This is a genomic window from Bacillus sp. P4_E1, assembly GCF_056401715.1.
This window is the reverse complement of record NZ_JBFUIV010000003.1, coordinates 379,185-402,445: the sequence shown is the minus strand read 5'-3', so window position 1 is coordinate 402,445 and position 23,261 is coordinate 379,185. Positions and strand designations below refer to the sequence as shown.

The window sequence follows — 23,261 nt, the reverse complement described above, 5'->3', positions numbered from 1 at the left end:
GCACTGATTAGCACACCCCATCCTGTATTTCCATAAATATATCGATTTACCGACGAATTCCGACATAGCTAAAACGCAAAATACCCTGCATGATTTTACACAAAAAAGACGACCGTTTAACAGTCGTCTTTTCCTATTTACTTCGGAACATTCCCTACATACTGCGTAATATCAACATTTAACGCCCCTGCTAAACGCATTCCGTAGTCATGATCCGCGCGGAAGAAGTTGCAAATAGCTAGTAATTTCGTTTGCTCATTTACGCCTTTTAAGTCGTTTGTTAAGTTCGCAATTAAGTTGTCTTGCTCTTCTTTAGAGAATGAACGGTAACGCTCACCCGCTTGTTTGAAGTCATTTGGTTTTTCAATTTTTTCACGAGATACGTAGCCTTCTACTTTCATAGTTGAATCGCGGTAAGCTGGATCCTCAACTGGATTTTCAGTATGACGGCTCGGTTCGTAGTTTATTGTAGATGGGTTTTGATCCACTTGCATCGCACCATCACGTTGTTGATTACGAACAGCAGCGTATGGGCAGTTTACAGGAATTTGTAAATAGTTTGCACCAAGGCGATAACGCTGCGTATCTGGGTAAGAGAATAAACGACCTTGTAATAATTTATCTTCAGATGGTTCAATACCATTTACAGTTGCACTTGGAGAGAACGCCGCTTGTTCTACTTCCGCAAAGAAGTTTTTCGGGTTACGATTTAACGTCATTGTCCCTACTTCAATTAATGGGAAGCGATCTTCCGGCCATACTTTCGTCGGATCTAGTGGATCGAAATCTAAAGAATCCGTTTCATCTAGGTGCATTACTTGTACGTGTAAATCCCATTTCGGATAGTTTCCTTTTTCGATTGCATCGAATAAATCACGAGTTGCATGATTGAAGTCTTTACCTTGCACTTGCTCGACTTCTTTTGCACTTAAGTTACGCACACCTTGCTGTGGCTTCCAATGATATTTAATGTAAACAATTTTACCTTCTGCATTAATCCATTTAAATGAATGTACGCCGAAACCTTCCATTTCACGGTAGTTTGCCGGTGTACCATAATCAGAAAATACCCATGTCATCATATGTGTAGATTCTGGAGTTAACGTCATGAAATCCCAGTAACGATCTGGCGTTTGAACATTTGTATCAGGTGCTGGCTTTAAAGAATGCACCATGTCAGGGAATTTAATTGCGTCACGAATGAAGAAAACTGGTAAGTGGTTACCTACGATATCGTAGTTTCCTTCTTCTGTATAAAATTTAACAGCGAACCCACGCGGATCACGAGCTGTCTCTGGAGAACCTTGACCATGAATAACCGTTGAGAAACGAACGAATACAGGTGTTTCAGTTCCTTCATTTTGTAAAAACGCTGCTTTCGTATATTGCTTCATGCTGTTTTTCGTTACGAATACACCGTGAGCACCTGCACCACGTGCATGCACAACACGCTCAGGAATACGTTCACGATCAAAGTGAGCAAGTTTTTCTACTAAATGATAGTCTTCTAACAATACCGGTCCACGGCGACCAGCTGTACGAGAGTTTTGGTTATCTCCAACTGGAGCACCTTGGTTTGTTGTTAAGCGCTTATTTGGATTCATCAAGGGTGATCCTCCTCTTTCCTTCATAGTAATTATTATTTATTTAAAATTATTATAAACTAATTATTATTCAAAATTAAATCCTTGTCAACTATTTCCTTCATTTTTTTGGAAACAATTTCAGCTAAACAATCAATAAATACAGATTGTGAATTGGGCATATTTAGTCTAAAATATGCGGCATTTAATTCATCAGTTACAACTTTACATTCATAATCGGTGTCATATAAAACTCCTAAATCGAGCAATGTGTTTTAAACCTAAGTAACAAACAAATTCATACTCTGTAAACATTTTATTCATTGAATCTGTTAATTTATGCGCCTGCTCTTTCATTATTTTCCCAAGCGGTGAAATTCCACCAATTGCTTTATACCGTCCGATTAAATTTTGGAGCGCTTCTTCAGATGGCTTACGGCCATGACGAATGTGAGTATAATAAGCTTCTACATCATCTAATGACTCCGGTGTTCCATATGCCATTACAAGCAAACCTATTTTCTTCTTCGTCATCTATATAGCACCTCAATTTTGGAAATGAGAATCTTTTTCAAGAACATTTGTTTCCAATTATAACAAGCAATAATAAGTACGTCAAAATAATAATTCTAAATAAGTATTGTTTCTAATATGATTTCGAATTTTATATGACAATTTATTTAAGAAAAAGAGCGGCTCACATAAATATAAGCCGCTCTTTCCCTATTCCTTAATATTTACCCCATACTCTTTAAACCAAACATGAATTTGCGCTAAATGAGCTAAAAGCTGCGGCCCAGTCATTAATTGACCAAACCATGGTTTTTGAAATGCACTGCCGCCAGACTGGATCAATCCGCTCAATTGCTCCTTATCGAACAATTCATGCAAAATTGAGCCTTTATCCGTTAATAAATCTTGGAGCCATACTGTGACTGCTTTCGTATAGTGCGGGTTATGCGTTTTCGGATACGGACTTTTCTTTCTATACAATATATCATTTGGAAGTAATCCTTCTAAAGCCTTACGCAATAGACCTTTTTCGCGGTTTTTATACATTTTCATTTCCCAAGGAATATTCCACGCATATTCGACAAGTCGGTGGTCCGCAAATGGAACGCGTACTTCTAAGCTTGCCCCCATACTCATACGGTCTTTTCTGTCTAATAATGTTGTCATAAACCATACCATGTTTAAATAAAATAATTGTCGTCTCTTCGCTTCTAATGGGCTTTCTCCCTCTAAAATAGGAACTTCTTGAATGGATTCTTCATAGCGTTGTTGTACATATTGTTGTAAATTTAATTTATTTCTCCATTCTTTCTTCAGAAGTTGTTCACGCGCTTCTGTAGAACGCATCCATGGAAATGCACTTGATTGTAAATCATCTTCTCTATAAAACCACGGATAACCGCCGAATATTTCATCTGCACATTCTCCAGATAAACCGACGACAAAATCTTGTTTTATTTCACGGCAAAACCATAATAATGAAGAATCAATATCTGCCATACCAGGCAAATCGCGAACGAGTACTGCTTCTGTTAAATACTGCGCTAGTTGTTCATTAGAAATGACGCAGCGATGATGAATTGTTTGAAATGTCTCTGTCATTAAATTAATAAATGGTGCATCTGAATTCGGCTGAAACGCATTCGCTTTAAAATATTTGTCGTTATCTTCATAGTCAACAGAATACGTGTGCAATTGACCTTTCCCTGATCTTTCATACTCTTTCGCGGCAATTGCTGTTATAGCACTTGAATCTACACCTCCTGATAAAAAAGTACATAGTGGTACGTCAGAAACTAATTGTCTCGTAATCGCATCTTGTAATAAAAAACGAGTTTTCTCTACTGTTTCTTCAAATGAATCTTCATGTTTTTTACTTTCTACATTCCAATATCTCCATATGCATAAACCGTCTTTTGAGAACGTCATTGCATGACCCGGACGCAGTTCTTGAATACCAGCATATATACCGTGACCAGGCGTTCTAGATGGTCCGAGCCCAAATATTTCTGACAACCCTTCTAACGTTACTTCCGCCTTCACATCTGGATGCGCTAGTATCGCTTTTAACTCTGAACCAAATAATAATCGTCCGCTATCATATTTATAAAAAAGCGGTTTTACACCTAATCTATCTCTGGCAATAAAGACTCGTTCATTTTTCTCATCCCATACTGCAAACGCATATATACCGTTTAAATGATCGACACATTCTTCTTTCCATTCAATATAAGATGCCAATAGTACTTCTGTATCGGAATGCCCTTTAAATGTATAACCTCTTCTTAATAACTCTTTGCGAATATCTTCTGTATTGTAGAGCTCTCCGTTATAGCAAATCGCATAACTCGTTTCGTCTTTTAAACAAGTCATGGGTTGTTTACCACCTTCAGGATCTACAACGATTAACCGTTTATGCCCAAATGCGACGTTCCCTTTAATCCAAACTTTATTATCATCTGGACCGCGTTTCGCTAGCGTTTCCGCCATCTTCGTCACGATGTCCCTTTCCCCTTCTAATGAGCGTTTATAATCCACCCATCCTGTAATCCCGCACATAAGAATCATCCTTCCTAATCTAATATCTGTTTCCGAACGTGCAGTAATCCCCACCCTATGAGTGCGGATACATAAAAACAACAAACTTGACGATAACTAACTATCCACATATGGAATAGCAGTTTCACAGTGTAAAGCGTGTTTTATTGTATGCCCATCTATCTTTAGGTGTGTCTAGTTATAAAGAACGTACGAACTGTCCATAACAAGAATAACTATTTCTATAAAAGGAGAAATGAACTATGATACAACGCAAACACATTTTGTATAACCAACCGCGCGCTCATACAGTCGGTAATGTAGAATATATAAACAAAGAATGGGTATTCTTTGATGATGAAAATGATGAGGCTTTTCTATTAGAAGATATTGCTGAAGATGGTTTTGAAATTTTATATAACAACAATTGGCTACCAGCTCGTTTTTATGAACAAGACATATTACAAATTGCAAATGAACAACATTCTCTCCAAAACGGGGAAATGATACGAATTCGAAAAAAATTACTTCTTAGCTATAATGAATGGCTTGAGGAATTACCTGACTCTGTCTTTACATTATTAACCGAATCATTGCAATCACTTAATTACTCTTTATATGATTGCATGTATTGTCATAATTATTTATCCTTCTTGCCAAAAGAGGAAGCATGCGAAGGAGTAAATATTCTTTTATTCGATAACGACGAAATGATTTGTACATTGCAGCATCATTTTGTACGCCACTCTTCCTCTAATAAAAATATTTTGCGATTTACGAAAGTAAACGGAGAAGAGTTGCATATTGATGCGACATAAAATAAAAACCACCTTATCTCCCAAATATTTGAGATCATAAGGTGGTTTTATTTTTATTTGAATACGTACCAGCCAAGCGGTAATTTTAGTCCTAAGTATAATACCGCTACTAGCGCGACAATAAATAAGCCCCAAACCGCCCCTGTTGGTTTGTTTTTGCTCATTTTCACAAGAACCATTTCCATTCCAGCGATTACTAATATACCAGCTAGCATTTTCATGCCGTACCACATGTGCATGCTACCTGTTGCCGTCTTCACAATACTCATGTACAACATGAAACCTGTCACAATAATGATGATATACATAAGGCGAAGCCCCATATGTACACCTTTACCTTTTCTTCCTGCTGAATAAAGTGAATACGCAACGAAGAATAAAATTAATCCTAACGCCCATGCTGTAATATGCATATGTACCATCGTATCCCTGCCTCCTCTTTTTCACACTTTTTCACTCTATATGATAACATGTTCATATATTTTCAGGAAATGTTTCGCTTTTTTATATTTAAATGCTATAATATTTAGAGTATTTACAAACTTCTTGTAATAACAAAAGGGGGAACAATCATGATTCAAACTAAGGATATTATCGAACTTACAGACACATACGGGGCAAATAACTACCATCCACTTCCAATCGTTATTTCTAAAGCAGAAGGCGTTTGGGTAGAAGATCCTGAAGGAAACCGCTATATGGACTTATTAAGTGCATATTCTGCAGTAAACCAAGGTCATCGTCATCCAAAAATCATTAACGCTTTAATTGACCAAGCTAATCGAGTGACGTTAACTTCTCGTGCTTTCCATAGCGATCAATTAGGTCCTTGGTACGAAAAAGTTGCGAAACTAACAAATAAAAATATGGTACTTCCTATGAATACAGGTGCAGAGGCTGTTGAAACTGCAATTAAAACAGCTCGTCGCTGGGCTTATGATGTGAAAAAGGTAGAAGCAAACCGTGCAGAAATCATCGTTTGTGAAGATAACTTCCACGGACGTACAATGGGTGCTGTTTCTATGTCATCAAACGAAGAGTACAAGCGCGGCTTCGGTCCAATGCTTCCTGGCATTATTGTAATTCCTTATGGTGATTTAGAAGCGTTAAAAGCTGCGATTACACCAAATACAGCTGCATTCATTTTAGAGCCAATCCAAGGTGAAGCAGGAATTAACATTCCACCAGCTGGTTTCTTACAAGAAGCTTTTGAAGTATGTAAAAAAGAAAACGTTTTATTCGTAGCAGATGAAATCCAAACAGGCTTAGGCCGTACGGGTAAAGTATTTGCTTGCGACTGGGACAATGTAACTCCTGACATGTACATACTTGGTAAAGCACTTGGCGGCGGCGTATTCCCAATCTCTTGTGTTGCAGCAAACAGCGACATTTTAGGTGTATTCGAGCCAGGTTCTCACGGTTCTACATTCGGTGGTAACCCACTTGCATGTGCTGTTTCTATTGCAGCTCTTGAAGTATTAGAAGAAGAAAAATTAACAGAGCGTTCTCTTCAATTAGGAGAAAAACTAGTTGGGCAATTAAAAGAAATTGATAATCCAATGATTACTGACATTCGCGGTAAAGGTTTATTCATCGGTATCGAATTAAACGAGCCAGCTCGTCCTTACTGTGAACAACTAAAAGCAGCTGGTCTATTATGTAAAGAAACACACGAAAACGTAATTCGTATTGCACCACCTCTAGTAATCTCTGAAGAAGATTTAGAGTGGGCGTTCCAAAAAATTAAAGCTGTACTATCTTAATCATAGTGAGGTTGTCCTAAATATAGGACAACCTCTTTCTTTTTTTAGTAGTTTATCGTAAAATAAAATTGAATATTCTGTTTTTGTTAAAAAGGGGGTAACTGTATGCTATTGAAATACGGTAAACACATTAATAATTTAGCTACCATTTTTATTTCTATGACATTCATCGGCTTCATATTATCTACAACTTTACTCAGTCATTATTCAACTCCTAATACATTCACACTACTCAAAACATCATTTTGGGCTGCTGTTTTCCTTACAATTATCGGTTTTGGCCGTGAGAGAAGTGCACTTGCAGTTATGCTAATTGGAATTTGTACTTTAGCATTAATCGGATTGTATATTTTCGCCATCATAGATTACTCCGTTAATCCACGCCCATAGAAAAGAGCTATCTTTTCACAAGATAGCTCTTTTTTCATTTCACAATATTTCTAAGCGTACCAATTCCCTCTACTGTAATAACAACTTCATCACCAGCATGTAAAAACTTCGGTGGTGTAAAACCTTTACCAACACCAGCTGGTGTCCCTGTTGCAATGATATCTCCTGGCTCTAATGTCATGCCTTTACTTATAGTTGAAATAATTTCTTCTACTGAAAAAATCATTTCTCTCGTATTTGAAGTTTGCCTTACTTCTCCATTTACCACTGTTTCAACGTGTAATGCATTCGGCGTTCTAACCATCGATTTATGAATTAAATACGGTCCCATCGGACAAAATGTATCGAAACTTTTCCCTAGGAAAAATTGTTTATGTTTCCTTTGAATATCCCGAGCAGTTACATCATTTATAACTGTATATCCAAAAACATGATCAAGAGCTTTTTCTATTTTTATTTGTTTCCCTCGCTTACCGATAACGATTGCTAGTTCACCTTCGTAATCAAGTTCATTCGTCGCGTGAGGGTGACCATTAATTTGCTCATCAATTCCAATCACTGTTGTTGGCGCCTTTGTAAAAATCATTATATTTTCAGGGATAGACTCTACTCCGCCCATTTCTACCGCATGCTCACGATAGTTCTTTCCAACACAAAGAATATTTTTTCTCGGCCTTGGAATCGGTGCTAATATTTTCACCTCTGCTAACGGATAATACGCCGATCCCGCATTTTCCTTCGCCCAATTTACAATATCGTACACTTTCTCAAGACATTCGCTTCCTCTTTCAATACACTCTAACATGGTAATTGGGATAGTAACCTTTTCCCCTTTTTGTCTTTGCGCTTCTCTTAAATGTAATACCTTTTCTTCCTCTTCATCCACAATACCTACAAATACTTTTTCTTCTTTCTTCGCCGTTACAAAACGCAACATTTCCACTCTCCATCCTAAAACTCATACCCTATAATTGTATTCGCATCCTTAAGAAAAAAACCTTCTTATACACGCTAATTTTTACAATATTCAACCATTCTTATATTTGTTCCTCATCCGTTATTTGACATAAAATGTAGAAATTATACTTTTTTTAGCGAAGATGTTTCTTTTTTATGGGATTTTTGTATAATATGTACTACATATATACATAAAATTTATTGAGAGATGGAGCCGATTTCAATGTTTGAGCAAGCTATCGAAAAAAAACGCGAAAAAATGATCTATTTTGCTGAACGCTACGGAATGACTTCTCAAAAAACAGTAGATTGTAGCCAGGAATTGGACAGGCTCTTAAATGTTGTTTGGCCTATACATACAGATTGCACACATACTCAAATGTTCGAAACACATACGCAATAACGTATGTGTTTCTTTTATTTCGAAAAAATACACATTTTATTGAAAACGCCCATACAATAGTAGAAAAGAAAATTTTAAAAACGAAAGGTGTTTTGTATGCCAGCTATGGTCGGACATATTCGTATCGTTAACATTGGATCAAGTGGTATTTTTCATATTGGAGATGTATTTGCGATTAGGCCTATTAGTTATTCACGCGCTTTTGCCGGAGCCGGTTCATTTAATGTTGGGGATAACGTCTCTGTCTACAATTATCAAAGCTCAACGACCGTCAATGATTCAGATGTAATTGATCAAGCAATAATTGGTTCGAACTAAAGGGGGCGATTGCATTGAATTTTTATGTGAACCAAAGTATCATCATTAACAGCATTAAAATCGATAGCATTACGACCTCTTCCGTTTTTCAAATTGGAACTGCAGGTAGTATTAAAGCTCTTTCTAAATTCTCAAATTCTGGCGGATTTACAGAACCTCTTCGTCCATTACAGGCGAAAGGACAAATTATTTCCATCAAACCATCAACTAGTTCTTCTTAAGGTATCCTTGTCATAAATATATAGCAGGAATATATTTCCCCTCCCTATTGAAAAGGAGGTTTCACAAATGAATCAAGATATATATACTTACCTACACCAACTTCAACAAGCTCTCCAAATACAGCAGCAAACTATTCTAAATCTTGAAGAGCAAGTTCGCCTACTACAAGAAGAGCTTAATGAGTTAAAAAGTCGTCCCTCCTCTTCTATAGGAAAAGTGGAATATAAATTCGATCAATTAAAAGTAGAAAATTTAAACGGCACTTTAAATATTGGCTTGAATCCATTTTCAACAAAAGGGCAACAAATTGAAGATTTTCAAGTGGATACAGAAACATTAAAAGTAAATCCTGAAACAGAAACAAATCCAGATTTTTATCAAGGTATCCTTCAAGAAATGCATCGCTATTTAGATGAAGAAGCATATAGTCGAATTCTCCATTTTGAACAAGAAGAGAGAACGCCGCTTGATGAGATGTATCGACAAATGATGGTGGATGACATAAAAAAACAGATGGAACATAGACTTCCATATTATTTATCACAAGTTCAATCGTATGAGGGTATTTCCTCAGATCCCGATTATTTACGAGACGTCATTATTCAAGCGATGAAACAAGATATTGACAAGGCGTTCCTTTCCTTTATTCAACACATACCGGGTAATTTCCGAAAGGAGTGAGTATGTATGAATTTAAATGTTGTGAACCGCGAGTTAAAAGTAGGGCAGATTAAAATGACCGGGGTTTCTTCTTCCGCATTATTTTTAATTGGAGATGCTAACCTTCTCATCCTTTCTTCTATTCTTGATACGCCATTCGAATCCGTTACAGAGGGACCATTTGTACCATTAGTAACAGATGTCCCTCCGACTCCAGGTTGAGGAGAGGAAAAATTATGCTCCGTCATACTTCAGTTGTACAAAATGTTTCTATCATTTCTATGGGGGTTGCAGCTGTCTTCCAGGCCGGGGATGCTAATCAAATAGAATTAAAAAATAGAGCGCTTATCGTTCATCGAGAAATCCCTTGTTATATAAAAGGTGAAGGTCGTTTTGATGCGTTTGAAATCTTTACAGATGAGTACATTACAATTCCAAAGCGAACAACAGATGTAAAACTAAATATTGTAAATGAGTGCCCTTTTATTGAAGTAAATGATGTTCACTTGCGAACGCTTTTAAATTCCGCGTGCTTCCAAATCGGCAATGTTGACTATGTTTTTAATAATTCTCGTACGCTACAAATCCGCCAATTTATTACTGATGAACCTTCCTCTAAATAATTCATATAGTAATTAAAAAGCTTAGTAAAGTAGGTGGATGGTATGCCTTCGGTTGTAGGAAATCTCGTCGTTCAAAACAGTAACGGCTCTTTCAACTTAGGAGATTTTTATAACGTGTCTCCGAAAGAAAATACGAAAGCTTATAACGGATCTGGGGCTTCCAATGTCGGATTTGTCGTTAACACTTTTAGCGGCGTTAGTGCAACAAATACATTCGATTCGGACGTTGCAGACCAAGATCAAATTGGAACAGCGTAAAAAAAGCATTAGCTCTTCTTGTATAGAGCTAATGCTTTTCCTTCTGTTTTTTAACACCTTACATATTTACGTTTGAACCCCAGTCTTCCTCTATCAAGTCCTTTATGAATACTTTCGTAAGCGTTTAGAAAACTGCTTTTCTTGTTGTCCCGTTTTAGTTCTACTATGCCTACTTCCTTTGCGGTTTCAACTGCCTTTTCATGTAGCGGCACATATGAAATCCCCACGGTGTTTAGAAAATTATTCATAGCGGATTTCGTTCGTTCTGGCGCATCGTGAATTGTATTTTTCACAACTTCTAGCATATTGGTAATCTTACTTTCGGAAAATTCATGGTCTTTTCGATTCCCTAAAAGCCAGCAGTAGCAACTCCAGCCCGCGGACATTCTTAGCTCGTCACCACTTGCAATCCATTTATCAGCAACGTCTTGTGCAAAATCTGACTCTGATAAAGTTACTGCTACCACATAATCGGACAGCATATAAAAGTACGCCCCATCCATCCAACGATCAAAATCCGATTCTTTCATAGTTTTTGGATCTGCAATAATGCCTGCAAAGTACATCGCATCATAGTTACCTGTAGCATAAAGCTCTTCAGCTAAACTTTGATTGATTTTTATTTTCTTCGCGATTGGTTTCATAGCACCTGTAGCTACGCCAAAAAGTGGCTCCTTTGCACCATTAGATATGTATATTTTTTTAGTTCGTTCCTTGCCGAGAATTTCAAGCTCTTGCATTACTGTTTCAAAATCCATCGTGTTGCACTTCCTTCCTTACTATTATAATCAATTCACTTATATTCTTTATCAAGTTCTCTACACTTCATAAATTCATCTGTTAAAGCGTTTTGTCCATCGATTTATGATTTTCAAAATGGGATTTCGTTATACGCGTTTATCTAGCTAATTAATACCGATTATAAAAACTAATCATTAATGAAGATGCTACTCCCCGCTAATGATTAGTTTTTTTATTTAAATGATAATCCCTTATCTTCTAAAGCCGCTCTCAATTTAGGTAAAGATGCTGGCCCTATACCGTGCAGTTTCAAAATTTCTTTTTCACTATTCTTTGAAAGTTCTGCTTCAGTCGTTATTCCATGGTGCTCTAACGCTCGCCTTGCTGGTGCTGAAAGAAGAGAAAGAAAGCCTTCTTTTGGCTTTCTCTCTTTCTCACAGGTTGGGCAAGTTGGACAATCGCTATTTTTGTAGTACTCGTGTCCTTGATCACAAGTTCTTAACGTCGCCATAATCCATAACCCCTTTCTAAGCTCTATTCGTCAATATTTACAACATGATTTCCATCAAAGAAATATAAACATTTCTCTTTCACAGGATGTTTTAAGCTTTTCTCGAGTGCTTTTGCATATAGTGAAAGCTGTACTTTGTATCGGTCTTCTAAAATTGGTTTCGCTTGATCAAATCCGCCTGGGAACTTTCCTTCAATCGTATCTGTTTTAAAGTCGATTAAAGTAATTCCGTCTTCCTCTTCGATCATGCAGTCGATAACCCCTTGGACAAGTATTGATTCGCCTTTCTTCCCTTGCCAATCTTGATACGCTTCTTCTGCTGAAAGCATCATCGTAAATGGTACTTCGCGCTCAACACTTTTTGCTGCTAATACCCTTTTACCTAAGTCACTGTCAAAGAATGAAATTACCTTTTCAATCGCTATTTCTTCAGCTTGTTCAAATGTTAATAGTTCTTTATTTACCATTCTTGCAATTTGTTCTTGAAGAACTTCAATCGTAATTGGTTTCTTCAAATCTACATGCTGCATAACGGCATGGACTGCTGTCCCTCGCTCTGCGTATGTTAGCCCTTTTTTCTCCATAAAGCGCGGACGTGTTTTAATTGGTGCACGAAGTTTTTTAATAAAGGCGTTATCGCTACCTTCTTCAGATTGATAATTTCTCTTTATTTCTGTAACAGACTGTTTCGCACGGTGAGATGTCGCGTCCGCATACCCGTATTCCCACATCAATCTGTCGTACACTTCTTCTTTCCGTTCACTTTCTAACGGAACAGCTTTTTTATCACGAAGCGCTTCTAATAACTCTTGTTTCTCTTCTTGAACTGGTTCTGGTGCAAGTAAATCTTTTCCTTCAACAACTTCTACTTTCCAGCTAGCACTATATTCATAAATTTCGCCTGGAATATTTCCTTGTCCTAATTCAAGAAGCATTTCACTATCACGGTGTCTATATAAGGAAGGTGCAATCCAGTCTAAGTAGCAAGACGCTCCAGCGCGTATATGGTCTGGTAATAACCATTCACTATGCTCTCTTGCATCGAGCCATTTTTCCATTTCTTTATTTGCATCTTTAACTGTTCCAATTAAAATTAACTTCTCTTTTGCACGTGTTAACGCTACGTATAGTACGCGCATTTCTTCCGCAATTAATTCCATCTTCATTTTACGCTTAATCGCTAGTTGCGATAATGTTGTATATTTAATTCGTTTACGAGGATCGATAAATTGTGAACCGAAACCGAAATCTTTATGAAGTAAGAAACGCTTCATTAAATCTTGTGTATTAAAACGGCGACCAAGTCCAGCTACAAATACGACTGGGAACTCTAGCCCTTTACTTTTATGAATCGTCATAATGCGAACAACATCTTCTTGTTCTCCGAGGGCTCTCGCCGTTCCCATATCATCTCCGCGTTCTAAAATACGCTCAATAAAGCGCAAGAAGCGGAATAATCCTCTAAACGATGTTGCTTCATATTGTCTTGCGCGATCATATAGTACGCGTAAGTTTGCCTGCCTTTGCTTTCCGGCTGGTAAACCGCCGACAAAGTCGTAATAGCCTGTCTCACCGTACACTTTCCAAATTAAATCGGAAAGTGATTGTTGTCGCGCAAATTCACGCCACCCTTGCAGTAAGTTATAAAACCACTCTAATTTATCATGCAGTTCTTGTTCTTCTTCAAGCGGCGCTCCCTTTAAGAATGAGCTCATCACTTCATAAAACGAGCCTTTCTTTCCATGAGCACGAAGCGTCGCAAGTTCTTCGTCATTTAGTCCAACGATCGGTGAACGAAGTACAGCTGCAAGCGGAATATCTTGCATCGGGTTATCAATGACGCGGAATACGTTCATCATAATATTTACTTCTGTCGCTTCAAAGTAACCAGTCGCAAGGTCAGCATATACCGGAATTCCTTGTAGTTTTAACTCTTCCATAATTTGCGGCGCCCATGGCATGGAGCGAAGTAAAATAACGAAATCACGATATTGCACTGGGCGCATACTATCAGTTTTACGATCATACACTGCATAGCCTGAATCGACCATTGCTTTAATACGCTGCGCCATAAGACGAGCTTCAAGCTGCGCTTTTTCTACTTCGGCACCTTCTTCACCGTCTTGCACTTCTTCCTCAGTTTGCTGAATACATAATAGCTCTGCCGCTACATCTTCACCTTCTGGATAGCTAGCACCTAGCTTTAATTCAGCATCAGCATCATAATCGATTTCGCCGACTTCTTCGCCCATAATTTGTTTGAAAATAAAGTTCGTACCTGCTAGCACTTCATGACGGCTACGGAAGTTTTTCGCTAAGTCAATCTTCATTCCGCCGCCCGATCCTTCTTGTGTGAAACGTTTATATTTTCCTAAGAATAAACCAGGCTCTGCTAGTCGGAAACGGTAAATCGACTGTTTTACGTCACCAACCATGAACAAGTTTCCTTCACTCTCAGAATCTTTCGTTACGAATTTAATAATTGATTCCTGTACGAAGTTCGTATCTTGATATTCATCAACTAGTACTTCAGCAAATTTATTACGATATTGAAGTGCTACTGCTGACGGCTTCATTTCACCGCCTTCACTTTGCTCGCTTAAAATTTGCAAACAGAAATGCTCTAAATCTGTGAAATCGACCATTCCTTTATCTCGCTTAATCGCTTGGAAACGCTCTGTAAATACTTTTACAAGCTTCACGAGTTTTTCTAATACAGGATGCATATCTTGAAAATCTCGTAAGAAACTTTCGGGTCTGCGGCTAAATAGCTCTTCTTGTAATTTCTTCACTTCATCTTTCGCTTTATTACGAAGAGAATCTACTTGTTTTACAACATCTTCGTTGTAATCACTTTTTTTAATACGCTTTAACGTTTGCCACGATACATTTTGCATCGCTTCATAAACGCTTGTCCACGATCCACGAGCTGCTGAGGATAACGTTCCAAGTAAAGCTAAATCCGCTTGTAAAGTTTCAACGCGAGGCGCTGGACCATCAGGAAGCATTGCGAGTTCAGTCGCCTTACGAATATGCTTTTCCGCTGTTTCAAGCTGAAACTTCACATCTTCTAATAAGTAAGAAGCGTACACTAAATCTTCAATCGTCTTTCCTTCAACGTCGTATGCTTCTACTAATTTATCAAGCCACTTCTCCGGGTTTGGATGCGCTCTTGATTCTGTATGAAGCGCTAAAATCATTCGTTGTAAGTCATCGTCACTACGGTCACTCGTATAACGATCAACTAGTTCAAAGAAAATACTATTATCTTCGATTCCATATTCTTCTTCTAATATGTCATCTAGCACTTCTTCTTTTAATAACTCATTTTCTGTTTGGTTCGCAATACGAAAACGAGGATCGACATCAAGCATGTAATAATATCCTCTAATAACTTGTAAACAAAATGAATGAATTGTAGAAATGGAAGCTTTATTTAATAAGCTAAGCTGCTTTCTTATATGCTGTGAACCTGGCCCATCAATTAATACTTTTTCTAACGCTTCCCCAATTCGATTTTTCATTTCTTGCGCTGCTGCATTCGTAAATGTTACAACGAGCAGGCGGTCGACATCGACTGGATTTTCCTCACTTATAATCTTTTTAATAATACGTTCAACTAATACCGCTGTTTTCCCTGATCCAGCTGCCGCTGCGACTAAAATATCACGTCCGTTCGCTACAACCGCTTTCCACTGGTCATCTGTCCATTGACTACCTTCTGGTTTCTGAGGCCAATTTTCTATCATTCTCCGCCAACCTCCTCTCTAATTTTCTCCATCGCTTCGCTATCTTTCATATCTTTCAACGTACGGAATTGGTTATCTTCAAGTGATTCATCAAATTGACAAACAGATTTGAAGTTACAGAACGTACATGCCGCTTTATTCCCCTTTTTGTAAGGAGCAATATCGATAACACCTTCTGTAATGTCTTTTCCGATATTTTCAAACGAGTGGTGTACATATTTTTGAAGTACGTTAAACTCTTGTTCACTTGCAATGCTAGAACGCGCACTAAAACTACCATCTTTTTTCAGACCAGCAGAAATAATATCAGAGCTTCCTGTTGAAAGTTTATTATCCATTAAACGCACAACGTCAGCATCTCCTAGTACGAGACCTTTCATTTTAAATTTCTTTAAAATTTCTTTCTCAATTTCTTCTTCAGATGCATCGCCTTTCATCTCAACAATCGGGTTATGAATATGGAAATACAATACACCCGCCGGTGATGCAGTACTGCCCTTTTTCATCCACGTATGTGCATTTGAAGTAACAACATCTAAATACGTTAACATTTGAAGTGCGAGTCCGTAATACACTTCTGTTAAATCTAACGCTTTCGAACTTGATTTATAATCAATAATACGAAGGAACGTACCACTCTCATCTTCCGCCTTATCAACACGGTCAATACGGCCAACCACTTCCATCTTCACACCATTTGGCAACGCAAATTCCATTGGCGGAAGAGATCCAGTCCCGCCCATACCGAACGGTACTTCTAAATCAACTGGTACAAATCCACTCGACTTCGCATGTTCACGAAGAATAAGTGACGTACGGAAAATGATTTGTTGTAGTTTTTGCTTTAAATAGAAATGACGGTTCGAACTTAATAAAATTTGTCTTTGTAATAACGGTGCAATTTCTTCTATTACTAAAGCAGAAAGGTGTTCACACTCTTTTATTGATAAATCCGCCCAAGTCCGATTTTCACGTAATAGCTTGTCTGCAATTCTCTTCAGCGCTGCATGGAATAATTCACCGATATCTGGCGCATCAAGTTTGAAAATATCACGCTCTCTTAGCGATAAACCGTGCTGAGCAAAATGAGCGTACGCACAGCGATTAAATAGTTCCATACGAGAAACGCTTCCCTTAATTGTATCTCCATATAAATCCCTACTTACATCTGTACTTAGTTTCTGTGCACGATTTCGGTAGAATAAACTTGATAACACACGGCTACTTTTTTGCTTCCATTCATCTGAAGTAACGTAGAAGTTATATACGTCCCACCAAAAGTCTAAATTCCCTTCAAATCCGTATCGCTTCCACGTTTGCAGTTGCTGCATGACATAAGACAACGTTACTTCTGGCGTTGCTACATATGAGATTTGTTCCGAACGCGATAAGTCATTTACATCATTCGTAATAAACGATTCTTTCACATCAGGGAACATTCTTTTTATTTTCTTAATAAAACTAGAAGCAAGTAACGTCTTTCCTTCTTCATCCGCAAGCGGACAGGAAATGTATAACTTCTCAGATGCTCTCGTCACCATTTGATACATAACGAACTGTTCTTCTAATAAAGTTTGTCTCGTCGTTGGTGCTAATTCGATACCTGCAGCGGTGAGAACATTTCTTTCCTCATCAGAAAGCATACCTTCATCCATAGGCGCTGCTGGAATCACTCCTTCATTTACTCCAATAATGAACGTCGCTTTAATATCTGATAATCTAGAATGATCAATATTAGCAACTAACACTTGATCTAGTGACGGCGGAATGTTCGCAAATTGAAGTGCCTCAAGACCTGTCGACATAACCTCCGTAAACATTGAAAGGGACATCTTCTCTTCGCCAAGCATCTCAACGAACGTATCAAGAAGATTCATCACTTCTTCCCATACTTGCTCATGGTCTGTCGCAAATAAGAAATCTCCATTTTCTTCTGCACGAACACGTAATTCTTCTAGTTTTTTCGGAACGTCAAGCTCCTCTAAAAATAAATATACCGCTTCGCACATTTGCATAACTGTTCCAGCACGCTTCAGTCTTTTTTGCATACGAAAAACTGGCGTTCTTACAACGTCGCGAAGTCGATTTATTCTCTCTTCCATTTCACGCTCACTGTCTGTTATCATTTCGCTCGCATCATCAAGAGAACGATAACGACGATACATCCACGGATCTTCAGAAGTCCATCTCTTCCCTTGTACACCGTACGCTAAACAGTAGTTTTCAAACTCATCCATCTCTTCGCGCATCGCTTCTTTTCTTACATCTAATGGATATAAAAGCTCTGTTTTCACGCAGCGAAATACTGCATCATAACGCCAATTCCCGCTAATAATCTCGAGTGCAGAACGAATACATTCTACTAGCGGATGATGTGACATTGGGCGTTTTTCATCGATGAAATGCGGGATATTATAATCCGTAAATAACGTTCGCATTACGTCGTAATAACTTTCTCCGTTACGAAGAAGGACTGCGATATCTCGGTAACGATAGTCTTCATCCGCCACAAGTCTTCTAATTTCACGAGCTACACCTTCTACTTCAGCTCGTAAATTAGCTGCTGTACTAATTGTTACACTCGCTTCACCATGATACTTTTCATTCGGACGCGCTTCATAATGCGTTTCTAAATGAGCTAATGCTGGAGAATGAAAACGCGGTTGTTCCATAAGTGGAATTGTTTTTTCAATTTCTATTTTCTCTTCACGCGCTACTTGTTTTATTCGTTCATACGTTAACGTCGTTTCATAAAATAAATCTAGTTCATTCACTGGCTGCGCTAACGTTTTTTCATCCATCGTTAATGTTATTGTTACTCTTGTTCCTAATCTCATTAGCCCTCTAACGATTTCTAGCTCTTGAGGAGAAAATGAATGGAATCCATCTATATAAATTTCCGCGCCTTTTACATACTCAGAGTCTGAAAGCTTCTCAATTAATAATTGTAAGTAGTCTTCTGAATCTAAATACTTTCCGATTAAAGCACGTTCAAAATCATCATATAGTAACTGTAAATCATACACTTTATTCGCTAGCAGCTTTTGCTCTGCACTACTGCTATGCGTGTCTAATTGTTGCCACATTTCATATACGTTAGATGGCGTCACATTGTAACGTTTAAACTCAGCAATCATACTACCAAGATGTTCAAAGAAACCGTTTTGCTCCGCTGCTTTTTGAAACACCGATAATCCATCTTTACGAGATTCTACAATTTTACGAAGCAACATATGTACACCAGCTTCATCAATATGAAGACGACTCGCTCCGCCAACTTCTTGCAGCACCTTCCACGCTAATCGCGAAAAACTAAAAACTTGTGCCCGAATAGAACCTCTTACATCTTCGCTCCCAATTAACGCCTGCTGCGTTTGGAATGTCATCTGTTCTGGCACAAGATATAATATTGTTTTCCCTCTTGGGCGCTGTTTTAACTCTTCTTGCACTTCGTGTAAACAAAGTGTACTTTTTCCACTTCCAGCTCTACCAATCACAAATCGAAGTGACATGAAACCCCACCTTTCACTTACATAACGAACGTTAGTTTGCTATCACAATTGTATTATAGGACGATAAAAAAGACAAACATACTCGTTTGTCTTTTCCTTATACTTCATTTTATTATATCAGCCTTTTGAAAAATTCGTTTGTACCTCTTGAATCGGCCAATATCGTAAATCAACTTTACCGACAACTGTATCAGCTTTCACAAAGCCGAAGTGCCTACTATCCCAACTACCAAGGCGGTTGTCACCAACTACAAAAATAGAACCGGGTGGTACAAACTTTTCTTTCGTTAATTCTTCTAATTTAAAATCACCTGTTAATTGCCGTCCATTCGCCTCTTTCTTATACGTCTCTAAATAAGGTTCCTCCACGAATTGTCCGTTTATATATAATTTATCATGCTTATATTCGATATGATCCCCAGGTAAACCAATAATTCGCTTTACATAGTCCTCTTTTTTATTCGCATGAAAAACGACGACATCAAATCGATTCAAGTCCCCTACTTGATAACTCACCTTATTCACAACGAGCATATTTCCATCTTGCAATGTCGGCATCATTGACTTCCCCTCTACAACGTACGTTGAAAAGAAAAACGTTCGAAAAAATACAGCTAATAGTACACCAATTAAAATTGTTCTTATCCACTCTAGCCCTTCTTTTTTCAAAGTTTTCTTCATTCGCTTCTCCCCTCGCCCTTTAATGATGAAGCTTATCTTTACAAAGAAGACTTTTCCTAATGTAGTTCTAACTTTACTTCAATTTTTTTACCGACATACCATAAAATAAAAATAACAACGCCCACAATAACCGATTTCACTGGCTTATGAATAAATGACACTAAATCATGACCGATATACGTTAAAATAAAGATCATAACAAGCTTTCCAAATGCTAATGCTAGTCCAAACTGTTTTACGCTAATGCGAGACAAACCAGCTACAACATTTATAAGCGCAGATGGTGTGAACGGAAAACAAAATATAACAAAGATTGGCGCGAACCCTTTTCTTTCAATCCATCCCATCGCTTTTCGCACTCTCTCATGCTTATTTACAAAAGAAAAGAAACGACTTCTTCCAAAGCTACGAATAATGAAAAATACAAGCATTGCACCAATTACTGACCCAATCCATGAATAAAGAAAACCGAACCAAAAACCAAATGCAACAGCATTCGCCAACACAAACACAATGAGTGGCAATGCCGGAATAAGCGCCTCAATCATCGGTAAGCCAATACCGAGAAGCGGTCCGAACGCACGATAACTTTCAACAATATGATCCATATTTTCTGGTGAAAAATACTCTTTGATCGTTTGAAAATCCATTCTACACTTTACCCCTTTACTCTAATTACTACCTCTACTGTATCATCGCTTAAATGAAAGAGGAAATGGTAGATACGACATATGGAGATGTATTTATTAAAGTTTCCATATCATTCGCTAGAATTCCTTCATTATTATGCTATGATAATCTTTCAATATTCGACAAGGTTTGTTGTACGTTTGGTTGTTTGAGAAACAATATTTTTTGATGATTTTTTCGGTAAATGAAATTACACTGGTGATTTTCTGAATACATCGACCACAATTTGATTTTTATCGACTTTCCGACAAAAACAGACAAATAAAAAGGATGAGTCTCCCCATCCTTTTCCTCTCACACTTCGCCTTCCTTCACAAAATACACTTTCTCATATGCTGGTGTTAATTTAGATTCTTCATTTTTATCAATCTCTTTAAAGCAAGGATTTCCTTGTTTTTTCTTACGATCTTCATACTCTGTCCGCAATTTCGCTGTACGATTTTGCTGATTTTCAAAGCTACTTTTTGACATTTCTAGTTTCACAGCGAAACCATTTATAAATCTAATAATAAGATTTCCATCTTTTAATTCTTTATTATCTTCAATATGAAAATGAGATAACCACGCACACTCTTTTCGAGAATAAGAATACGTAGGGAAAAAATAAAGTTGATCTGTCGGGCTAATTGCGATAGGAGCTTTATGTGTAATACGAGTTAACTCCTTCGTTCCTTCTTTTCTTCCAAAGAAACTAGAACCATGCTTCCGGCAACTTCTCTCTATAATATCAAGAGGCTTTTGAAATACGAAAAAAGAATCTTCCATTTCTACAATTCGCGTAACAACTTTCTTTTCTCCTAGAACAACAGGAAGTAAGGCCATTGTATTTTTGCTTACAACATAGTTTTCGACATAACGTTCTACTTTACTTTCCATAGTCTACTGTCTGCTACTACAAATATAGGCAAATGTATATCCTTAGAGTATGTAGTTTTTGCACGCTAAGAATACTTTTATCTATACTCGCTCTTTTGTTAGTAACAGATTTTTCACCTCTCTTTTTTTAATTTTCGATTGCTATTTAATTTCCCTTCTTCATTTCCCTTTTATAGTAGCACCTACGAAAAGGAAATGCTTTACATTCTACGATTCTTTACAAATACTTATAATAAATCAAATATAATACAAATCTGTTAATAATGATATACGAATATTAAAGGAATAATCTGTATAAAAAGAGGATTCTGTATACGAAAAAAGAATTTATATCATTTGTAATATGTTTAACACATTCCCCTTTTCATATAATTACAGCAATTAATTTTGCTATAATTAAAATATAAATCAAATATACGGAGGTCTCTCATGGAAGAAAAGCAAGATCATCCAACAATTCAAATGAAAAATAGTAGCATTGTTATCGTAAAAAATTCAGCGAGTATTATATTCGGTTTATTTTTTATTTTACTGTTCTTCGCGAAGCCTTTTCGTAAATCTAAATGTCCAGAATGCAAGAAACGTGAAAAGAAAAAAGCTGTGAAAGAACACTAAAAGGCCTTCCTTTACGGAAAGCCCTTTTTACATACTGATTGCCATTTCCTTCATTCTTCTTCACCCTCAAAAAAACCTACTATTTTTTCTTTCAAGATTCTCTGTATCTCTTTCAACCTGTACTATGATTATATATGGTTCTTGATCTAAATACCGAGAATGAGACTTCCTCAAATCAATTACCGTCACTTTATCATTTTCATAAGTTTTCGAGTACACCTTTATTTCTTCAATCGTACTTTTTAGGCTGTCTTTATTACTAATATAAATATCGTATATCTCAACAACAAAAAAAAGGATGGCATAAGCCATCCTTTTTTCTATAATAAACTATAAAATTATAGTTTGATTACGTTTTTAGCTTGAGGTCCACGGTTGCCATCTTCGATTTCGAAGCTAACTTTTTGGCCTTCTTCTAAAGATTTGAAACCATCAGTTTCGATTGCAGAGAAATGTACGAATACATCGTTTTCGCCTGGAACTTCGATGAAACCGAAGCCTTTTTCGTTGTTAAACCATTTTACTTGTCCTGTAACTGTCATAATTATTTCCTCCTACGAAAATACATTTTATTTAGTCTTCATGTATAAAAAAAGAATCCACACATTATCAAATTCGAAACATAAACTAGTTCTCACATACTTTTTCCCGTTTGTTTTCGGCATTTGATAATATATGGATTGCTTAATTTAATTATTCAACTGGTATTATCATAACACACTTAAAATAGAATGTACAATCTTTTTAAAAATAAAATTTCTAAATTTTAGTATTTCTTATAAAATATAACCACACCTATTCTAATAAGGAGGCGTATATGGCAGAAATAATCCCTGAAAAAACATTAAAGAGAATTGAAAAAGATATTGAAAATAACAACCTTGGAAAAGCAAGAGATAGATTACACGGATTAATCACTACTTATCCGAATGAATTAGCACTTAGGAAAAAACTCGGTGACATTTACTTTACATTACAATACCCAGAAATGGCTGGACGGTATTGGTATCTTGAAAAAGAGAAAACAGATGTTATGCACGCGGCATGTCTACAATTTGAAAAATCGATGGGAAACGACTCTTATCATATTGTACGTGCTTTAAAATTCAAAGGAGATCGTAACATTATTACAGGACTACACACCGAACGTCCCTTACAGCCATTGCAGAAAAAAGTGATAGAGGAACTAATTGATGATTATGAAGAAACATGGAAAGACAAACTATTTACATGGGGCTGTCTATCATTATTCGTATCCCTTCTTTTTACTGCTATCGTTGGTATATTCACTATATTGGATTGGATATTTTAAATAGAAGTGAACGTCCCACAATACGACGA

Annotated in this window: 24 protein-coding genes and 3 pseudogenes; 12 read left to right on the top strand and 15 right to left on the bottom strand. The window is 37.1% G+C overall.

The genetic code is table 11. From position 1 onward, the window contains the following. Positions 1 to 137: 137 nt before the first annotated feature. The 3 genes and pseudogenes from katB to asnB all read right to left on the bottom strand — a co-directional run bounded on the left by katB (position 138) and on the right by asnB (position 4,154). Positions 138 to 1,604, bottom strand: a complete 1,467-nt coding sequence (gene katB / locus AC1DS7_RS06390) for a catalase KatB (protein ID WP_328068884.1) — start codon at positions 1,602 to 1,604, stop codon at positions 138 to 140. A gap of 59 nt (positions 1,605 to 1,663) precedes the next feature. Then, positions 1,664 to 2,117, bottom strand: a pseudogene (locus AC1DS7_RS06385) (ferrochelatase). A gap of 189 nt (positions 2,118 to 2,306) precedes the next feature. After that, positions 2,307 to 4,154 carry an asparagine synthase (glutamine-hydrolyzing) gene (asnB, locus tag AC1DS7_RS06380; protein WP_016119809.1) on the bottom strand — a complete coding sequence of 616 codons (1,848 nt, stop codon included), beginning with the start codon at positions 4,152 to 4,154 and terminating at the stop codon, positions 2,307 to 2,309. 242 nt (positions 4,155 to 4,396) lie between these two features. Between asnB and AC1DS7_RS06375 the strand changes: the two genes are divergently transcribed. Further along, positions 4,397 to 4,951 carry a DUF2777 domain-containing protein gene (locus tag AC1DS7_RS06375; protein ID WP_002140810.1) on the top strand — a complete coding sequence of 185 codons (555 nt, stop codon included), beginning with the start codon at positions 4,397 to 4,399 and terminating at the stop codon, positions 4,949 to 4,951. Positions 4,952 to 5,004: 53 nt separating this feature from the next. Here the strand turns inward: AC1DS7_RS06375 and AC1DS7_RS06370 are convergent, their stop codons facing one another. After that, positions 5,005 to 5,373 carry a YisL family protein gene (locus AC1DS7_RS06370; RefSeq protein ID WP_002011256.1) on the bottom strand — a complete coding sequence of 123 codons (369 nt, stop codon included), beginning with the start codon at positions 5,371 to 5,373 and terminating at the stop codon, positions 5,005 to 5,007. Positions 5,374 to 5,523: 150 nt separating this feature from the next. Here AC1DS7_RS06370 and rocD point away from each other — a divergent pair, with 150 nt between their 5' ends. Beyond that, positions 5,524 to 6,714, top strand: a complete 1,191-nt coding sequence (gene rocD / locus AC1DS7_RS06365) for an ornithine aminotransferase (protein ID WP_000616665.1) — start codon at positions 5,524 to 5,526, stop codon at positions 6,712 to 6,714. A gap of 105 nt (positions 6,715 to 6,819) precedes the next feature. Beyond that, positions 6,820 to 7,104: a hypothetical protein gene (locus AC1DS7_RS06360; protein WP_000925332.1), complete on the top strand. Its 285-nt coding sequence runs from the start codon at positions 6,820 to 6,822 to the stop codon at positions 7,102 to 7,104. A 34-nt stretch (positions 7,105 to 7,138) separates the two neighbouring features. Here AC1DS7_RS06360 and AC1DS7_RS06355 read toward each other — a convergent pair whose 3' ends face one another. Continuing rightward, the gene (locus tag AC1DS7_RS06355) at positions 7,139 to 8,041 is read right to left on the bottom strand and encodes a fumarylacetoacetate hydrolase family protein (protein WP_002140809.1); all 903 of its coding nucleotides are present in this window, start codon (positions 8,039 to 8,041) and stop codon (positions 7,139 to 7,141) included. A 243-nt stretch (positions 8,042 to 8,284) separates the two neighbouring features. On the opposite strand from AC1DS7_RS06355, the gene AC1DS7_RS06350 reads away from it, so the two are divergent. From AC1DS7_RS06350 to gerPF, 7 genes are all read left to right on the top strand, one after another. Continuing rightward, complete coding sequence (locus AC1DS7_RS06350; protein WP_002087032.1) at positions 8,285 to 8,464, top strand: aspartyl-phosphate phosphatase Spo0E family protein; 180 nt, start codon at positions 8,285 to 8,287, stop codon at positions 8,462 to 8,464. Positions 8,465 to 8,560: 96 nt separating this feature from the next. Next, positions 8,561 to 8,782, top strand: a complete 222-nt coding sequence (gene gerPA, locus AC1DS7_RS06345; RefSeq protein WP_001111190.1) for a spore germination protein GerPA — start codon at positions 8,561 to 8,563, stop codon at positions 8,780 to 8,782. Between the two features lie 14 nt (positions 8,783 to 8,796). Then, positions 8,797 to 9,003 (top strand): spore germination protein GerPB, encoded by a 207-nt coding sequence (gerPB, locus tag AC1DS7_RS06340; RefSeq protein WP_001012506.1) that lies wholly within the window; start codon positions 8,797 to 8,799, stop codon positions 9,001 to 9,003. A gap of 67 nt (positions 9,004 to 9,070) precedes the next feature. Next, positions 9,071 to 9,685, top strand: a complete 615-nt coding sequence (gerPC, locus tag AC1DS7_RS06335) for a spore germination protein GerPC (RefSeq protein WP_002087034.1) — start codon at positions 9,071 to 9,073, stop codon at positions 9,683 to 9,685. Positions 9,686 to 9,691: 6 nt separating this feature from the next. After that, entirely contained in the window at positions 9,692 to 9,886 is a 195-nt protein-coding gene (gene gerPD / locus AC1DS7_RS06330; RefSeq protein ID WP_002087035.1) for a spore germination protein GerPD, read from the top strand. Between the two features lie 14 nt (positions 9,887 to 9,900). Further along, positions 9,901 to 10,287, top strand: coding sequence for a spore germination protein GerPE (locus tag AC1DS7_RS06325; protein WP_002087037.1), 387 nt, complete (start codon positions 9,901 to 9,903; stop codon positions 10,285 to 10,287). Between the two features lie 42 nt (positions 10,288 to 10,329). Further along, the gene (gene gerPF, locus AC1DS7_RS06320) at positions 10,330 to 10,545 is read left to right on the top strand and encodes a spore germination protein GerPF (RefSeq protein ID WP_001141570.1); all 216 of its coding nucleotides are present in this window, start codon (positions 10,330 to 10,332) and stop codon (positions 10,543 to 10,545) included. Positions 10,546 to 10,595: 50 nt separating this feature from the next. Here gerPF and AC1DS7_RS06315 read toward each other — a convergent pair whose 3' ends face one another. From AC1DS7_RS06315 to AC1DS7_RS06280, 8 genes and pseudogenes are all read right to left on the bottom strand, one after another. Further along, the gene (locus tag AC1DS7_RS06315; protein ID WP_016119808.1) at positions 10,596 to 11,303 is read right to left on the bottom strand and encodes a DNA alkylation repair protein; all 708 of its coding nucleotides are present in this window, start codon (positions 11,301 to 11,303) and stop codon (positions 10,596 to 10,598) included. Between the two features lie 215 nt (positions 11,304 to 11,518). Continuing rightward, entirely contained in the window at positions 11,519 to 11,797 is a 279-nt protein-coding gene (locus AC1DS7_RS06310) for an RNA polymerase alpha subunit C-terminal domain-containing protein (protein ID WP_016119807.1), read from the bottom strand. Between the two features lie 23 nt (positions 11,798 to 11,820). Then, positions 11,821 to 15,546, bottom strand: a complete 3,726-nt coding sequence (gene addA, locus AC1DS7_RS06305) for a helicase-exonuclease AddAB subunit AddA (RefSeq protein WP_088292273.1) — start codon at positions 15,544 to 15,546, stop codon at positions 11,821 to 11,823. Then, positions 15,543 to 19,058 carry a helicase-exonuclease AddAB subunit AddB gene (gene addB / locus AC1DS7_RS06300; protein ID WP_476998851.1) on the bottom strand — a complete coding sequence of 1,172 codons (3,516 nt, stop codon included), beginning with the start codon at positions 19,056 to 19,058 and terminating at the stop codon, positions 15,543 to 15,545. Before addB ends, addA begins: the two co-directional genes overlap by 4 nt. A 117-nt stretch (positions 19,059 to 19,175) precedes the next feature. Beyond that, positions 19,176 to 19,739 (bottom strand): signal peptidase I, encoded by a 564-nt coding sequence (gene lepB, locus AC1DS7_RS06295; RefSeq protein WP_088292275.1) that lies wholly within the window; start codon positions 19,737 to 19,739, stop codon positions 19,176 to 19,178. Positions 19,740 to 19,795: 56 nt separating this feature from the next. Then, positions 19,796 to 20,389 carry a TVP38/TMEM64 family protein gene (locus AC1DS7_RS06290; protein ID WP_002011278.1) on the bottom strand — a complete coding sequence of 198 codons (594 nt, stop codon included), beginning with the start codon at positions 20,387 to 20,389 and terminating at the stop codon, positions 19,796 to 19,798. A 334-nt stretch (positions 20,390 to 20,723) separates the two neighbouring features. Next, entirely contained in the window at positions 20,724 to 21,305 is a 582-nt protein-coding gene (locus AC1DS7_RS06285; RefSeq protein WP_002011279.1) for a competence protein ComK, read from the bottom strand. Positions 21,306 to 21,354: 49 nt separating this feature from the next. After that, positions 21,355 to 21,432, bottom strand: a pseudogene (locus AC1DS7_RS06280) (RNA-guided endonuclease TnpB family protein); the annotation flags it as partial. A 302-nt stretch (positions 21,433 to 21,734) separates the two neighbouring features. On the opposite strand from AC1DS7_RS06280, the gene AC1DS7_RS06275 reads away from it, so the two are divergent. Next, positions 21,735 to 21,920 carry a hypothetical protein gene (locus AC1DS7_RS06275; protein WP_002011281.1) on the top strand — a complete coding sequence of 62 codons (186 nt, stop codon included), beginning with the start codon at positions 21,735 to 21,737 and terminating at the stop codon, positions 21,918 to 21,920. A 50-nt stretch (positions 21,921 to 21,970) separates the two neighbouring features. Here AC1DS7_RS06275 and AC1DS7_RS06270 read toward each other — a convergent pair. Together AC1DS7_RS06270 and cspA are read right to left on the bottom strand one after the other, a co-directional pair. Then, positions 21,971 to 22,232 (bottom strand): annotated as a pseudogene (locus AC1DS7_RS06270) (hypothetical protein). 26 nt (positions 22,233 to 22,258) lie between these two features. Further along, entirely contained in the window at positions 22,259 to 22,462 is a 204-nt protein-coding gene (cspA, locus tag AC1DS7_RS06265) for an RNA chaperone/antiterminator CspA (protein WP_002011282.1), read from the bottom strand. Between the two features lie 275 nt (positions 22,463 to 22,737). On the opposite strand from cspA, the gene AC1DS7_RS06260 reads away from it, so the two are divergent. Next, positions 22,738 to 23,232 carry a DUF6584 family protein gene (locus AC1DS7_RS06260; RefSeq protein ID WP_476998850.1) on the top strand — a complete coding sequence of 165 codons (495 nt, stop codon included), beginning with the start codon at positions 22,738 to 22,740 and terminating at the stop codon, positions 23,230 to 23,232. Positions 23,233 to 23,261 lie beyond the last annotated feature (29 nt).

Excerpts from the sequence above, each read along its gene's own strand:
- katB (WP_328068884.1), bottom strand. The coding sequence starts at position 1,604 with ATGAATCCAAATAAGCGCTTAACAACAAACCAAGGTGCTCCAGTTGGA.
- asnB (WP_016119809.1), bottom strand. The coding sequence starts at position 4,154 with ATGTGCGGGATTACAGGATGGGTGGATTATAAACGCTCATTAGAAGGG.
- AC1DS7_RS06375 (WP_002140810.1), top strand. The coding sequence starts at position 4,397 with ATGATACAACGCAAACACATTTTGTATAACCAACCGCGCGCTCATACA.
- AC1DS7_RS06370 (WP_002011256.1), bottom strand. The coding sequence starts at position 5,373 with ATGGTACATATGCATATTACAGCATGGGCGTTAGGATTAATTTTATTC.
- rocD (WP_000616665.1), top strand. The coding sequence starts at position 5,524 with ATGATTCAAACTAAGGATATTATCGAACTTACAGACACATACGGGGCA.
- AC1DS7_RS06360 (WP_000925332.1), top strand. The coding sequence starts at position 6,820 with ATGCTATTGAAATACGGTAAACACATTAATAATTTAGCTACCATTTTT.
- AC1DS7_RS06355 (WP_002140809.1), bottom strand. The coding sequence starts at position 8,041 with ATGTTGCGTTTTGTAACGGCGAAGAAAGAAGAAAAAGTATTTGTAGGT.
- AC1DS7_RS06350 (WP_002087032.1), top strand. The coding sequence starts at position 8,285 with ATGTTTGAGCAAGCTATCGAAAAAAAACGCGAAAAAATGATCTATTTT.
- gerPA (WP_001111190.1), top strand. The coding sequence starts at position 8,561 with ATGCCAGCTATGGTCGGACATATTCGTATCGTTAACATTGGATCAAGT.
- gerPC (WP_002087034.1), top strand. The coding sequence starts at position 9,071 with ATGAATCAAGATATATATACTTACCTACACCAACTTCAACAAGCTCTC.
- gerPD (WP_002087035.1), top strand. The coding sequence starts at position 9,692 with ATGAATTTAAATGTTGTGAACCGCGAGTTAAAAGTAGGGCAGATTAAA.
- AC1DS7_RS06325 (WP_002087037.1), top strand. The coding sequence starts at position 9,901 with ATGCTCCGTCATACTTCAGTTGTACAAAATGTTTCTATCATTTCTATG.
- gerPF (WP_001141570.1), top strand. The coding sequence starts at position 10,330 with ATGCCTTCGGTTGTAGGAAATCTCGTCGTTCAAAACAGTAACGGCTCT.
- AC1DS7_RS06315 (WP_016119808.1), bottom strand. The coding sequence starts at position 11,303 with ATGGATTTTGAAACAGTAATGCAAGAGCTTGAAATTCTCGGCAAGGAA.
- AC1DS7_RS06310 (WP_016119807.1), bottom strand. The coding sequence starts at position 11,797 with ATGGCGACGTTAAGAACTTGTGATCAAGGACACGAGTACTACAAAAAT.
- addA (WP_088292273.1), bottom strand. The coding sequence starts at position 15,546 with ATGATAGAAAATTGGCCTCAGAAACCAGAAGGTAGTCAATGGACAGAT.
- addB (WP_476998851.1), bottom strand. The coding sequence starts at position 19,058 with ATGTCACTTCGATTTGTGATTGGTAGAGCTGGAAGTGGAAAAAGTACA.
- lepB (WP_088292275.1), bottom strand. The coding sequence starts at position 19,739 with ATGAAGAAAACTTTGAAAAAAGAAGGGCTAGAGTGGATAAGAACAATT.
- AC1DS7_RS06290 (WP_002011278.1), bottom strand. The coding sequence starts at position 20,389 with ATGGATTTTCAAACGATCAAAGAGTATTTTTCACCAGAAAATATGGAT.
- AC1DS7_RS06285 (WP_002011279.1), bottom strand. The coding sequence starts at position 21,305 with ATGGAAAGTAAAGTAGAACGTTATGTCGAAAACTATGTTGTAAGCAAA.
- AC1DS7_RS06275 (WP_002011281.1), top strand. The coding sequence starts at position 21,735 with ATGGAAGAAAAGCAAGATCATCCAACAATTCAAATGAAAAATAGTAGC.
- cspA (WP_002011282.1), bottom strand. The coding sequence starts at position 22,462 with ATGACAGTTACAGGACAAGTAAAATGGTTTAACAACGAAAAAGGCTTC.
- AC1DS7_RS06260 (WP_476998850.1), top strand. The coding sequence starts at position 22,738 with ATGGCAGAAATAATCCCTGAAAAAACATTAAAGAGAATTGAAAAAGAT.